This is a genomic window from Burkholderia cenocepacia (assembly GCF_014211915.1).
In the GTDB taxonomy this organism is placed as follows: domain Bacteria; phylum Pseudomonadota; class Gammaproteobacteria; order Burkholderiales; family Burkholderiaceae; genus Burkholderia; species Burkholderia orbicola.
Genome location: NZ_CP060039.1, coordinates 1,577,616 through 1,590,026 on the forward strand (window position 1 = coordinate 1,577,616; position 12,411 = coordinate 1,590,026).

Annotated in this window: 12 protein-coding genes; 11 read left to right on the forward strand and 1 reads right to left on the reverse strand. The window is 64.9% G+C overall.

Features of this window, described 5'->3' with window-relative positions; translation table 11 throughout:
• Positions 1–7: 7 nt before the first annotated feature.
• The 11 genes from aroA to cysM all read left to right on the forward strand — a co-directional run bounded on the left by aroA (position 8) and on the right by cysM (position 10,989).
• On the forward strand, positions 8–1,312 hold the full coding sequence (gene aroA / locus SY91_RS07395; protein ID WP_023475821.1) for a 3-phosphoshikimate 1-carboxyvinyltransferase: 1,305 nt from the start codon (positions 8–10) through the stop codon (positions 1,310–1,312).
• 13 nt (positions 1,313–1,325) lie between these two features.
• Positions 1,326–2,012, forward strand: a complete 687-nt coding sequence (gene cmk / locus SY91_RS07400; protein ID WP_006476573.1) for a (d)CMP kinase — start codon at positions 1,326–1,328, stop codon at positions 2,010–2,012.
• 142 nt (positions 2,013–2,154) lie between these two features.
• Complete coding sequence (gene rpsA / locus SY91_RS07405) at positions 2,155–3,867, forward strand: 30S ribosomal protein S1 (RefSeq protein WP_011544885.1); 1,713 nt, start codon at positions 2,155–2,157, stop codon at positions 3,865–3,867.
• 22 nt (positions 3,868–3,889) lie between these two features.
• Positions 3,890–4,213 carry an integration host factor subunit beta gene (locus tag SY91_RS07410; RefSeq protein ID WP_011544886.1) on the forward strand — a complete coding sequence of 108 codons (324 nt, stop codon included), beginning with the start codon at positions 3,890–3,892 and terminating at the stop codon, positions 4,211–4,213.
• Between the two features lie 209 nt (positions 4,214–4,422).
• Positions 4,423–4,716, forward strand: a complete 294-nt coding sequence (locus SY91_RS07415; RefSeq protein WP_023475822.1) for a lipopolysaccharide assembly protein LapA domain-containing protein — start codon at positions 4,423–4,425, stop codon at positions 4,714–4,716.
• Positions 4,717–4,769: 53 nt separating this feature from the next.
• On the forward strand, positions 4,770–5,942 hold the full coding sequence (lapB, locus tag SY91_RS07420; RefSeq protein ID WP_023475823.1) for a lipopolysaccharide assembly protein LapB: 1,173 nt from the start codon (positions 4,770–4,772) through the stop codon (positions 5,940–5,942).
• Between the two features lie 90 nt (positions 5,943–6,032).
• Positions 6,033–7,433, forward strand: a complete 1,401-nt coding sequence (locus tag SY91_RS07425) for a UDP-glucose dehydrogenase family protein (protein WP_023475824.1) — start codon at positions 6,033–6,035, stop codon at positions 7,431–7,433.
• Positions 7,434–7,440: 7 nt separating this feature from the next.
• Positions 7,441–8,391, forward strand: coding sequence for a D-glycero-beta-D-manno-heptose-7-phosphate kinase (gene rfaE1, locus SY91_RS07430; protein ID WP_011694215.1), 951 nt, complete (start codon positions 7,441–7,443; stop codon positions 8,389–8,391).
• A 63-nt stretch (positions 8,392–8,454) separates the two neighbouring features.
• Positions 8,455–9,447, forward strand: coding sequence for an ADP-glyceromanno-heptose 6-epimerase (gene rfaD, locus SY91_RS07435; RefSeq protein WP_006476566.1), 993 nt, complete (start codon positions 8,455–8,457; stop codon positions 9,445–9,447).
• Positions 9,448–9,521: 74 nt separating this feature from the next.
• On the forward strand, positions 9,522–9,869 hold the full coding sequence (locus SY91_RS07440; RefSeq protein WP_023475825.1) for a ComEA family DNA-binding protein: 348 nt from the start codon (positions 9,522–9,524) through the stop codon (positions 9,867–9,869).
• A gap of 217 nt (positions 9,870–10,086) precedes the next feature.
• On the forward strand, positions 10,087–10,989 hold the full coding sequence (cysM, locus tag SY91_RS07445) for a cysteine synthase CysM (RefSeq protein ID WP_006476564.1): 903 nt from the start codon (positions 10,087–10,089) through the stop codon (positions 10,987–10,989).
• A gap of 76 nt (positions 10,990–11,065) precedes the next feature.
• On the opposite strand, the gene mltB is transcribed toward cysM, so the two are convergent.
• Positions 11,066–12,409: a lytic murein transglycosylase B gene (gene mltB / locus SY91_RS07450; RefSeq protein WP_124477023.1), complete on the reverse strand. Its 1,344-nt coding sequence runs from the start codon at positions 12,407–12,409 to the stop codon at positions 11,066–11,068.
• Between the last annotated feature and the right edge of the window lie 2 nt (positions 12,410–12,411).

Consider the following 12,411-nt stretch of genomic DNA (forward strand, 5'->3'; position numbering starts at 1 on the left):
GATTCCCATGGACTACCTCGATCTCGGCCCGTACTCCAGCGCATCGGGCACCGTGCGCCTGCCCGGCTCGAAGAGCATTTCGAACCGTGTGCTGCTGCTCGCGGCGCTCGCCGAAGGCGAAACGACGATCACCAACCTGCTCGACTCCGACGACACACGTGTGATGCTCGACGCACTCGGCAAGCTCGGCGTGAAGCTCGCGCGCGATGGCGACACCTGTGTCGTCACCGGCACGCGCGGCGCGTTCACCGCGAAGACGGCCGACCTGTTCCTCGGCAACGCGGGCACGGCCGTGCGGCCGCTGACCGCCGCACTCGCGGTGAACGGCGGCGACTACCGCGTGCACGGCGTGCCGCGCATGCACGAGCGGCCGATCGGCGATCTCGTCGACGGCCTGCGCCAGATCGGCGCGCAGATCGACTACGAGCTGAACGAAGGCTACCCGCCGCTGCGGATCAAGCCTGCGACGATTTCGGTCGATGCGCCGATCCGCGTGCGCGGTGACGTGTCGAGCCAGTTCCTCACCGCACTCCTGATGACGCTGCCGCTCGTGAAGGCGAAGGATGGCCGGACCGTCGTCGAAGTCGACGGCGAGCTGATCTCGAAGCCGTACATCGACATCACGATCCGGCTGATGGCGCGCTTCGGCGTGACCGTCGAGCGCGACGGCTGGCAGCGCTTCGTCGTGCCGGCCGGCGTCCGCTACCGCTCGCCGGGGCGAATCATGGTCGAGGGCGACGCGTCGTCCGCGTCGTATTTCCTCGCGGCCGGCGCGCTCGGCGGCGGCCCGCTGCGGGTCGAGGGCGTGGGGCGGGCGAGTATCCAGGGTGACGTCGGTTTCGCGAATGCGCTGATGCAGATGGGCGCGAACGTGACGATGGGCGACGACTGGATCGACGTGCGTGGCATTGGCCACGATCACGGCAAGCTCGAGCCGATCGACATGGACTTCAACCTGATTCCCGACGCGGCGATGACCATCGCGGTCGCGGCGTTGTTCGCGAACGGCACGAGCACGCTGCGCAATATCGCGAGCTGGCGCGTGAAGGAGACCGACCGCATCGCCGCGATGGCGACCGAGTTGCGCAAGGTCGGCGCGATCGTCGAGGAAGGCCCCGACTATCTCGTCGTCACGCCGCCGGAAAAGCTCACGCCGAACGCGGCGATCGATACGTACGACGATCACCGGATGGCGATGTGCTTCTCGCTCGTCAGCCTGGGCGGCGTGCCCGTGCGGATCAACGATCCGAAGTGCGTCGGCAAGACGTTCCCCGACTATTTCGACCGCTTCGCCGCGCTCGCCAAGGCCTGACCCGACTGTTCCGATGAAATCGACCCGACCCTTTCACCCGACTCCCGTCATCACGATCGACGGCCCGACCGCATCCGGCAAGGGCACCGTCGCGGCGCTCGTCGCCGCGCACCTCGGCTTTCACCTGCTCGACAGCGGCGCGCTGTACCGGCTCGCGGCGCTCGCGAGCGTGCGCTACGGCATCGCCGCGGAAGACATCGACGCGCTGGTGAAGCTGATCGACGATCTGCACATCACGTTCCGCGAAGGTTGCGCGCAGCTCGACGGCGTCGACGTGTCGAACGACATTCGTGCCGAAGCGGTCGGCAACCGTGCGTCGGCGATTGCCGTGCACGGCCCCGTGCGCACCGCGCTCGTCGCGCGCCAGCGGGCGTTCCGCAAGACGCCGGGCCTCGTGGCGGACGGCCGCGACATGGGCACGGTGATCTTCCCGGACGCCGTGTTGAAGGTGTTCCTGACGGCCAGCGCCGAGGCACGCGCGACGAGGCGGCATAAGCAATTGATGCAAAAAGGTTTTTCTGCTAATATAGATGACTTGCTCCGGGATCTTCGTGAACGTGACGCGCGCGACAGCAATCGCGCGGCCGCGCCGCTGAAGCCTGCGGCAGATGCCAAGCTGCTCGATACGTCGGCACTTTCGGTCGATGAAGCCGTCGACCAGGTGCTGCAGTGGTACCGGGCACTCGGCCAGCCCGCCTGAGAAGGCGGGCAGCGGTAGGTGCTCCGCGTCGCAAGCGCGGAGCGTGTTTCGAACCCTTAACCCCGTGTGGTCTTCGATCTGGCCCTTTCAGCCTGCCATTCCGGCCGGCGTGGCACAGCGAGCCATGCACAATCAGATTTTTATGTCCGACCTGCAAACCTCCACCCCGAATACCGAATCCTTTGCGGCTCTGTTCGAAGAGTCGCTGACCCGCCAAGACATGCGCGCCGGCGAAGTGATTTCCGCCGAAGTCGTGCGCGTCGACCACAACTTCGTGGTCGTCAATGCAGGCCTGAAGTCCGAGGCTTACATTCCGATCGAGGAATTCCTGAACGATCAGGGCGAGGTTGAGGTGCAGTCGGGCGATTTCGTGTCCGTCGCGATCGACGCACTTGAAAACGGCTACGGCGACACGATCCTGTCGCGCGATAAGGCGAAGCGCCTTGCATCGTGGCTGTCGCTGGAAAAGGCGCTCGACAACAACGAGCTCGTCACCGGCACGATCACCGGCAAGGTGAAGGGCGGCATGACCGTGATGGTCAACGGCATCCGCGCGTTCCTGCCGGGTTCGCTGGTCGACACGCGTCCGGTCAAGGACACCACCCCCTACGAAGGCAAGACGCTCGAGTTCCGCGTGATCAAGCTCGATCGCAAGCGTAACAACGTCGTGCTGTCGCGTCGTGCAGTGATCGAAGCAACGCAAGGCGAAGAGCGCGCGAAGCTGCTCGAGACGCTGAAGGAAGGCGCGATCGTCAACGGCGTGGTCAAGAACATCACCGACTACGGCGCGTTCGTCGACCTCGGCGGTATCGACGGCCTGCTGCACATCACCGACATCGCATGGCGTCGTGTGCGTCACCCGAGCGAAGTCCTGTCGGTTGGCCAGGAAGTCACCGCGAAGATCCTCAAGTTCGACCAAGAGAAGAACCGCGTCTCGCTGGGCATCAAGCAACTGGGCGACGATCCGTGGGAAGGCATCTCGCGCCGTTACCCGTCGGGCACGCGCCTGTTCGGCAAGGTCACGAACATCACCGACTACGGCGCATTCGTCGAAGTGGAATCGGGCATCGAAGGCCTCGTCCACGTGTCGGAAATGGACTGGACCAACAAGAACGTTGCGCCGTCGAAGGTTGTCCAGCTGGGCGACGAAGTCGAAGTCATGGTCCTCGAGATCGACGAAGACCGTCGTCGTATCAGCCTCGGCATGAAGCAGTGCAAGCCGAATCCGTGGGATGACTTCAGCCGCAACTTCAAGAAGGGCGACAAGATCACGGGCGCAATCAAGTCGATCACCGACTTCGGCGTGTTCATCGGTCTGCCGGGCGGCATCGACGGCCTGGTTCACCTGTCGGACCTGTCGTGGAGCGAAGCCGGCGAAGAAGCCGTTCGCAAGTACAAGAAGGGCGACGAAGTCGAAGCAATCGTGCTCGGTATCGACGTCGAGAAGGAGCGCATTTCGCTCGGCATCAAGCAGCTCGAAGGCGACCCGTTCAGCAACTACGTTGCAATGAACGACAAGGGCTCGATCGTCGACGGCGTCGTGAAGACGGTCGATGCGAAGGGTGCGGTCGTCACGCTGACGGGCGACATCGAAGGCTACCTGCGTGCGTCGGAAATCTCGCAGGATCGCGTCGAAGATGCACGCAACGTGCTGAAGGAAGGCGACAAGGTCAACGCGATGGTGATCAACATCGATCGCAAGTCGCGCGGCATCAACCTGTCGATCAAGGCGAAGGATTCGGCTGAACAACAGGAAGCGATCCGCGGCCTGCAGTCGGACTCGAGCGCTGCTGCGACCGGTACGACCAACCTCGGCGCGCTGCTGAAGGCGAAGCTCGACGGCCAGAACCAGTAAGCCTTACGAGGTCTGCTGAAGTATGACCAAATCCGAGTTGGTCGCGCAGCTGGCATCGCGATTTCCGCAACTTGTCCTCAAGGATGCGGATTTCGCGGTGAAAACGATGCTCGATGCGATGTCCGACGCCCTGGCGAAAGGGCATCGCATTGAAATTCGGGGTTTCGGCAGCTTTGGCCTCAATCGTCGCCCGGCGCGCGTCGGACGCAACCCGAAGTCGGGGGAGAAAGTGCAGGTGCCCGAGAAGTTCGTGCCGCACTTCAAACCTGGCAAGGAATTGCGTGAACGCGTCGACGGCCGCGCCGGTGAACCGCTGAAGGCTGACGATCCGGACGACGACCGTTGAGCGTCGTTCGGTGTGCCCGGAACCTGTCCGGCGAAGGCTGAAAAGAAAAGCGCCCCTTGCGGGCGCTTTTTTCATTTCCGGCCACCGACGCGCAACGCCGCGCACAGGATGTGCGCAGCCGCGGAAACGCTTCCTTTACAATACGGGTCGATTCGGTGCGACGAAGGGGAGTCGCGCGCCGCGGCAAACCTCAACAAAGAGAGGGCTTCATGAAGTTTATCGTCTGGCTGATCCGGGTATTGGTGTTCGTCCTCCTGCTGGTGCTTGCGCTGGCCAATACACAAACCGCGACGCTGAATTTCGTTGCCGGCTACGCATGGCAAGCGCCGCTGATCCTGATCGGCCTGGCATTCTTCGCCGTGGGGCTGCTGGCCGGCCTGCTGTCCGCGCTGCCTTCGATCTTCCGGCTGCGTCTCGAGAACGGGCGTTTGAAGCGCGATCTGCGTGCGGCGCGCGAAACGCCCGCCGTCATCGAGCAGCCGCCGATGCCGCCCGTCATTTAACACGGACGCCGCGCGATCATCGCGCGGTTTTCGTCTCTGCTTCGATATTTCGCATGGATCTGGATTTCTGGTGGTTGCTCGCGATTCCGGTCGCGTTCGCGCTCGGTTGGGCGGCGTCACGCTATGACCTGAAGAATCTCCTGTCGGAGAGTGCCAACCTGCCGCGCTCGTATTTTCGCGGCCTCAATTTTCTGTTGAACGAACAACCCGACAAGGCGATCGATGCGTTCATCGAGGTGGCCAAGCTCGATCCCGAAACGGTCGAGCTGCACTTCGCGCTCGGCAACCTGTTTCGCCGTCGTGGCGAGACCGACCGCGCGATCCGCGTGCACCAGAACCTGCTGAGCCGCACCGACCTGCCGGTCAACGAGCGCGACCACGCGCTGTACGAACTGGGCCAGGATTTCCTGAAAGCCGGCCTGCTGGATCGTGCCGAAGAGGCGTTCCACAAGCTCGCGGACGGCGACTACGCACTGGGTGCGCAGCGTGCGCTGCTGACGATCTACGAGATCGAGAAGGACTGGAACAAGTCGATCGATACGGCGAAGCGCATCGAATCGATGAGCGACAAGCCGCTCGGCGTCGAAATTGCGCAGTTTCACTGCGAACTCGCGCAGGACGCGCTGCAGCGCAAGAATGCTGCTGCGGCGGCCGAACAGTTGCGCCTCGCGCTGACCGTGAATCCGCAGAACGTCCGTGCGACGGTGCTGTCCGGCGACGCGGCGGAAGCAGCGGGCGACCACGCGGCCGCGATCAAGCACTGGAAGCGCGTCGAAGCGCAGAACCCGGCATATCTGCCGCTCGTCGCCGACAAGCTGATGAAGGCGTACGTCGCGCTCGGCAAGAACGCTGAAGGCGCCGAGCTGCTGATGGGGTACGTCGATCGTTATCCGTCGAACGACCTGCTCGACATCGCCTATCAGCATATCGCCGGGTTGCGCGGCCAGGATGCGGCGCATACGCTCGCGCGGACGCAGATGGAAAAGTCGCCGAACCTGTCGGGGATGCTGCACCTGCTCGATGCGCAGATCGCGGCGGCCGAGGAACCGCGTCGTAAGGAACTTGAAATGATGCGTGCGCTGATCAAGCAGCGCACGAAAAATCTGCCACGGTATACGTGCCAGAATTGCGGTTTCCGGGCACGGCTCTTCTACTGGCAGTGCCCCGGATGCAGCGGCTGGGAAACCTATGCGCCGCGCCGCGTCGAACCTGCGATGCCGGGCTGATCCCGGCACGCGGAGCCAACGCGCTGCGGTTGCCGCCGGGCTCGTCCCGGCGGCCAAGTTAGTCAATTACCGGGAAGTACCGGAACATCTATGAAAATCACCATCATCGGCACCGGCTATGTCGGCCTCGTCACGGGCGCCTGCCTCGCGGAGATAGGTCACGACGTCTTCTGTCTCGACGTCGATCCGCGCAAGATCGACATCCTGAACAACGGCGGGATGCCGATTCACGAACCGGGGCTGCTGGACATCATCGCGCGCAACCGCACGGCGGGGCGCCTGCGTTTCTCGACCGACATCGAGGCGAGCGTCGCGCATGGCGAGATCCAGTTCATCGCCGTCGGCACGCCGCCCGACGAGGACGGCTTGGCCGACCTGCAATACGTGCTCGAGGCCGCGCGCAACATCGGCCGCCACATGACGGGCTTCAAGGTGATCGTCGACAAGTCGACGGTGCCGGTCGGCACCGCGCGGCGCGTGCACGGCGTGGTCGACGAGGCGCTTGCCGCACGCGGGCTCGCGGGCAGCGTCGCGCATCGCTTTTCGGTGGTGTCGAACCCGGAATTCCTGAAGGAAGGCGCGGCGGTCGAGGACTTCATGCGCCCGGACCGGATCATCATCGGCGTCGACGACGACGAAACCGGCACGATCGCGCGCGAGAAGATGAAGAAGCTCTATGCGCCGTTCAACCGCAACCACGAGCGTACGATCTACATGGACGTGCGTTCGGCGGAATTCGCGAAGTATGCGGCGAACGCGATGCTCGCGACGCGCATCTCGTTCATGAACGAGATGTCGAATCTCGCCGACAAGGTCGGCGCCGACATCGAGGCCGTGCGCCGCGGGATCGGCTCCGATCCGCGCATCGGCTATCACTTCCTGTACGCCGGTGTCGGCTACGGCGGCTCGTGCTTCCCCAAGGACGTGCAGGCGCTGATCCGCACCGCGGGCGAGAACGGCCAGCCGCTGCGCATTCTGGAGGCTGTCGAGGCCGCCAACCATGCGCAGAAGGACGTGCTGATCGGCAAGATCGAGCAGCGCTTCGGCACCGACCTGACGGGCCGCGAGTTCGCGGTCTGGGGCCTCGCGTTCAAGCCGAACACCGACGACATGCGCGAGGCGCCGAGCCGTCGCCTGATCGCCGCGCTGCTCGAACGCGGGGCGACCGTGCGCGCCTACGATCCGGTTGCGGTCGACGAAGCGCGGCGCGTGTTCGCACTGGATTTCGGCGACGCCGCGAAGGCGCTGGCGCGGCTGCATCTCGTCGACACGCAGGACGCCGCGGTCACGGGCGCGGACGCCCTCGTGATCGTCACCGAATGGAAGGAATTCCGCAGCCCCGATTTCACGCGCCTGAAGGCCGAGCTGAAAGCGCCGGTGATCTTCGACGGGCGCAACCTGTACGAGCCGGATGCGATGGCCGAGCTGGGCATCGACTATTACGCGATCGGCCGGCCGTATGTCGATCCCCAGTCGTCCTCCCGTGGCTGAACGTACGATGAATACTCTTCGCGAAGTCGTTCCGGTGCCGCGCGAGCAACTCGCGCGCTCGCGTGTGCTCGTCGTCGGCGACGTGATGCTCGACCGTTACTGGTTCGGCAACGTCGATCGCATTTCGCCTGAAGCGCCGGTGCCGGTGGTGCACGTGCAGCGTCAGGAGGAGCGGCTCGGCGGCGCGGCCAACGTCGCGCGCAATGCCGTGACGCTCGGCGGCCAGGCCGGCCTGCTGTGCGTCGTCGGTTGCGACGAACCGGGCGAGCGGATCGTCGAGCTGCTCGGCAGCAGCGGCGTGACGCCCCATCTCGAGCGCGACCCGGCACTCCCGACCACGATCAAGCTGCGCGTGCTCGCGCGCCAGCAGCAACTGCTGCGCGTGGACTTCGAGGCGACGCCGACGCACGAGGTGCTGCTCGCGGGGCTCGCGCGCTTCGATGCGCTGCTGCCGCAGCACGACGTCGTGCTGATGTCGGATTACGCGAAAGGCGGCCTGACGCACGTCACGACGATGATCGAGAAGGCGCGCGCGGCCGGCAAGGCGGTGCTGGTCGACCCGAAGGGCGACGACTGGGCACGCTATCGCGGCGCATCGCTGATCACGCCGAATCGCGCGGAGTTGCGCGAGGTGGTCGGGCAGTGGAAATCGGAAGACGACCTGCGCGCGCGCGTCGCGAATCTGCGTGCGGAGCTCGGCATCGACGCGCTGCTGCTCACCCGTTCGGAAGAGGGCATGACGCTCTTTTCCGCGGGTGGCGAACTGCATGCGCCGGCGCTCGCACGCGAAGTGTTCGACGTGTCGGGCGCGGGCGACACCGTGATCGCGACGGTCGCGACGATGCTCGGCGCCGGTGTGCCGCTCGTCGACGCCGTGGTGCTCGCGAATCGCGCGGCAGGCATCGTGGTCGGCAAGCTCGGCACGGCCACGGTGGATTACGACGAACTGTTTCACTGAGCGCATTCGGCGGCGCGACGAGCGCGCCGCACGCGTGGCTCGCACTTTTCAGGCAGGACGATCATGACCCTCATCGTCACCGGCGCAGCCGGTTTTATCGGCGCGAACATCGTCAAGGCGCTCAACGAGCGCGGCGAGACGCGCATCATCGCGGTCGACAACCTGACCCGCGCGGACAAGTTCCGCAATCTCGTCGACTGCGAGATCGACGACTATCTCGACAAGACCGAATTCGTCGAACGCTTCGCGCGTGGCGATTTCGGCAAGGTGCGCGCGGTATTTCATGAAGGCGCCTGTTCGGACACGATGGAAACCGACGGCCGCTACATGATGGACAACAACTTCCGCTACAGCCGCGCGGTGCTCGATACCTGCCTCGCGCAGGGCACGCAGTTCCTGTATGCGTCGTCGGCCGCGATCTACGGCGGCTCGACGCGTTTCGTCGAGGAGCGCGACGTCGAGGCGCCGCTGAACGTGTACGGCTATTCGAAGTTCCTGTTCGACCAGGTGATCCGTCGCGTGCTGCCGAGCGCGAAGAGCCAGATCGCGGGCTTCCGCTATTTCAACGTGTACGGTCCGCGCGAGACGCACAAGGGTCGCATGGCGTCGGTCGCGTTCCACAACTTCAACCAGTTCCGCGCGGAAGGCAAGGTGAAGCTGTTCGGCGAGTACAACGGTTATGCGCCGGGCGAGCAGACGCGCGATTTCGTGTCGGTCGAGGACGTGACCAAGGTTAACCTGTTCTTCTTCGATCATCCGGAGAAGTCGGGCATCTTCAACCTCGGCACGGGCCGGGCGCAGCCGTTCAACGATATCGCGTCGACGGTCGTGAACACGCTGCGTGCGCTTGACAACCAGGCGCCGCTGACGCTCGCGCAGCAGGTCGAGCAGGGATTGATCGAATACGTGCCGTTCCCCGATGCGCTGCGCGGCAAGTACCAGTGCTTCACGCAGGCCGACCAGACGAAACTGCGCGCGGCCGGCTACGACGCACCGTTCCTGACCGTGCAGGAAGGCGTCGACCGCTACGTGCGTTGGCTATCCGGCCAGGTTTAAACCGAAGCGTTGCATCGATAGACTGGGTCTCACGGTCGGCAGCCGCCGGCCGTTTTTCTTCGGAGATCCAGCACATGATCAGGAAATGGTTTGCCGCAGCGGTCATGCTCGGCGCAGTCGCGTCGGCCTGGGCGGCCGTCGACGTCAACACCGCGAACGAGGATGCGCTCGTCGGCATCAAGGGCATCGGCCCGGCGCGGGCCAAGGCGATTCTCGACGAGCGCGGCGCACGTGGTCCGTTCAGGAATGCGGACGATCTCGCCACGCGCGTGAAGGGCATGGGCGGGCATACCGTCGAGCGGCTTCAGCAGGAAGGTTTGACGATCGGTGCAGCGGCGGGTACGAGCGCTACGCCGTCGGCCGCGGCCAAACCGGCGGCAGCGAAGCCTGCCGCCGCACCGGCCCGCACCGCGCAGAAATAACGCGTCAAGCAACCGACACAAGTGCTCCTTCAGTCGCCGTCGTTGCGACGGCTTCCCGCGGCATGCCGCGGGTTTTTTGCGTGGAGCGGCGGGCTTGCGCGGCGAAACGCGAACCGCGCGGCACGCGTATTCCATCGTCGCAATGGGGTTGCCGGCGCGGGTGCCGGTGCTGGTTTACAATCGATCGATTGATCGGCCTCGCACTCACGGTATATCCATGGCTTACAAAACTATCGAAGACACGATCGGCAATACGCCGCTCGTGCAACTGGTCCGCCTGCCGGACGACGAGATTCGCGCCCGCAACAACGTGCTGCTCGCGAAGCTCGAGGGCAACAATCCGGCCGGCTCCGTGAAGGATCGTCCGGCGCTGTCGATGATCAGCAAGGCCGAGGCGCGTGGACGCATCAAGCCGGGCGATACGCTGATCGAGGCAACGAGCGGCAACACGGGCATCGCGCTCGCGATGGCCGCGGCAATCCGCGGCTACAAGATGGTGCTGATCATGCCGGAGGATCTGTCGGTCGAGCGCCGCCAGAGCATGGCCGCTTATGGTGCCGAAATCATCCTGACGCCGGTGAAGGGCGGGATGGAACTGGCGCGCGACCTCGCGGAGCAGATGCAGCGTGAAGGCAAGGGCGTGATCCTCGACCAGTTCGGCAACCCCGACAATCCCGTCGCGCACTACGAAGCAACGGGGCCGGAGATCTGGCGCGATACCGAAGGGCGCATCACGCACTTCGTGTCCGCGATGGGCACGACGGGCACCATCATGGGCACATCGCGCTATCTGAAGGAACAGAATCCGGCGATCGAGATCGTCGGTGCGCAGCCGGAAGACGGCTCGCGTATTCCGGGCATCCGCAAATGGCCGGAAGCATACATGCCGACCATCTTCGATCGCAGCCGTGTCGACCGCGTCGAGAGCGTGAGCCAGGCCGCGTCGGAAACGATGACGCGCCGGCTCGCGGCGGTCGAAGGCATTTTCGCGGGCATTTCGTCGGGCGGCGCATGCGAAGTCGCGATGCGCATCGCGCGTCAGGTCGAGAATGCGACGATCGTGTTCATCGTCTGCGATCGTGGCGACCGCTATCTGTCCACGGGTGTGTTTCCCGCCTGAGCGAGATCGGTGCGCGATGCGCGCATCGATAAAAAAGCGCCGCAGAAGCGGCGCTTTTTCTTTGGGCGGCCGGTGATTACTGCGGCTGCGCGTCGTCAGCGGCGGGTTGCAGCGCGCCGCTCGCTTCCATCTGTGCTTTCACGGCTTCGCCGAGCTGGTACACGGTAAGCGCGTAGAAGAAGCTGCGGTTGTAGCGCGTCAACACATAGAAATTCTTCAGGCCGAGCATGTATTCGGTCGCGCGCCCCGGCGTCGGCAGGTCGACCACCGTCACCGGCGTGCCGGCTTCGGTCGTGATGTCGACCGTCGGCTCGTTCAGCGTCATGCCGGCGCGCAGCAGTTGCGACAGCGCCCAGTGCGGTTCGGGCTGGCCGTCGGCGGCGGCCTGTGCGATGCCCAGGCTGCCCGTGTCCGGCGTGATCTGCCAGACCACCGGTCGATCGGTTTCCCAGCCGTGCTGCTTCAGGTAGTTCGCGACGCTGCCGATCGCATCGACAGGACTGCTGCGCAGATCGACGTGGCCCGTGCCGTCGAAGTCGACCGCATATTCGCGGATGCTGCTCGGCAGGAACTGCGGAATCCCGATCGCACCGGTGTACGAACCGAGCACGGTGGTCGGGTCGAGCTGGTTGTCGCGGGTCCAGACCAGGAAGTCTTCGAGGTTCTTGCGGAAGGTGGCCTGGCGGCTGTCGCGATTCGGCGTGTCCGGGTAGTCGAACGTGAGCGTCGTCAGCGCGTCCAGCACGCGGAAATTGCCCATGTAGCGGCCATAGATGGTTTCGACGCCGATGATGCCGACGATCACCTCGGGCGGCACGCCGAACTGTTCGGACGCGCGCTGCAGCGTCGCCCGGTTCGCCTTCCAGAACTTCACGCCCGCGTTGATGCGGATCGGCTCGATGAAGCGCGAGCGATAGACGCGCCAGTTTTTGACCGAGGGCGTCGGGGCCGGCCTCACGAGCTTGACGGCCGTCGCCGAGTAGCTGATGCGCGAGAACAGCGCATGCAGGCTCGCCGAATCGAAGCCGTTGCGGCTCACCATCTCGTCGATGAACGCATCGACCTTCGCGTTGCTCGCGTAACGCTGTGGAACGATTTCCTCTTCGAAGGTCTGGCCTTGCGGCGTCGGCTGCTGCGGCTGGGCCTGGGCGACGAGCGTGCCCGCAGGTTTCGCCGGCTGCGTCTGTGCGACGGCAGGCGCGGTGCCGAGGGCCGCGGCGATGGCAGCGACGACGAGCGGAGCGCGAACACGGAACAGCGCGGAAAGAAGGGCGGCGGGCTTGCTGGAATTCATGTCGAAGCGGGCGGACAGGGCGATTGTGTTCGGCGCAGTATACCCGACGCATCCGGCGCCCCGGGCCGAAGCCGGCCCCCGTTGTGGTAAGTTAGCGGCGAATTCGCGGCAGACGATGGACATCATTG

Coding starts and splice junctions, on each gene's coding strand:
- aroA (WP_023475821.1), top strand. CDS start 8: ATGGACTACCTCGATCTCGGCCCGTACTCCAGCGCATCGGGCACCGTG.
- cmk (WP_006476573.1), top strand. CDS start 1,326: ATGAAATCGACCCGACCCTTTCACCCGACTCCCGTCATCACGATCGAC.
- rpsA (WP_011544885.1), top strand. CDS start 2,155: ATGTCCGACCTGCAAACCTCCACCCCGAATACCGAATCCTTTGCGGCT.
- SY91_RS07410 (WP_011544886.1), top strand. CDS start 3,890: ATGACCAAATCCGAGTTGGTCGCGCAGCTGGCATCGCGATTTCCGCAA.
- SY91_RS07415 (WP_023475822.1), top strand. CDS start 4,423: ATGAAGTTTATCGTCTGGCTGATCCGGGTATTGGTGTTCGTCCTCCTG.
- lapB (WP_023475823.1), top strand. CDS start 4,770: ATGGATCTGGATTTCTGGTGGTTGCTCGCGATTCCGGTCGCGTTCGCG.
- SY91_RS07425 (WP_023475824.1), top strand. CDS start 6,033: ATGAAAATCACCATCATCGGCACCGGCTATGTCGGCCTCGTCACGGGC.
- rfaE1 (WP_011694215.1), top strand. CDS start 7,441: ATGAATACTCTTCGCGAAGTCGTTCCGGTGCCGCGCGAGCAACTCGCG.
- rfaD (WP_006476566.1), top strand. CDS start 8,455: ATGACCCTCATCGTCACCGGCGCAGCCGGTTTTATCGGCGCGAACATC.
- SY91_RS07440 (WP_023475825.1), top strand. CDS start 9,522: ATGATCAGGAAATGGTTTGCCGCAGCGGTCATGCTCGGCGCAGTCGCG.
- cysM (WP_006476564.1), top strand. CDS start 10,087: ATGGCTTACAAAACTATCGAAGACACGATCGGCAATACGCCGCTCGTG.
- mltB (WP_124477023.1), bottom strand. CDS start 12,409: ATGATGTCCATCGTCTGCCGCGAATTCGCCGCTAACTTACCACAACGG.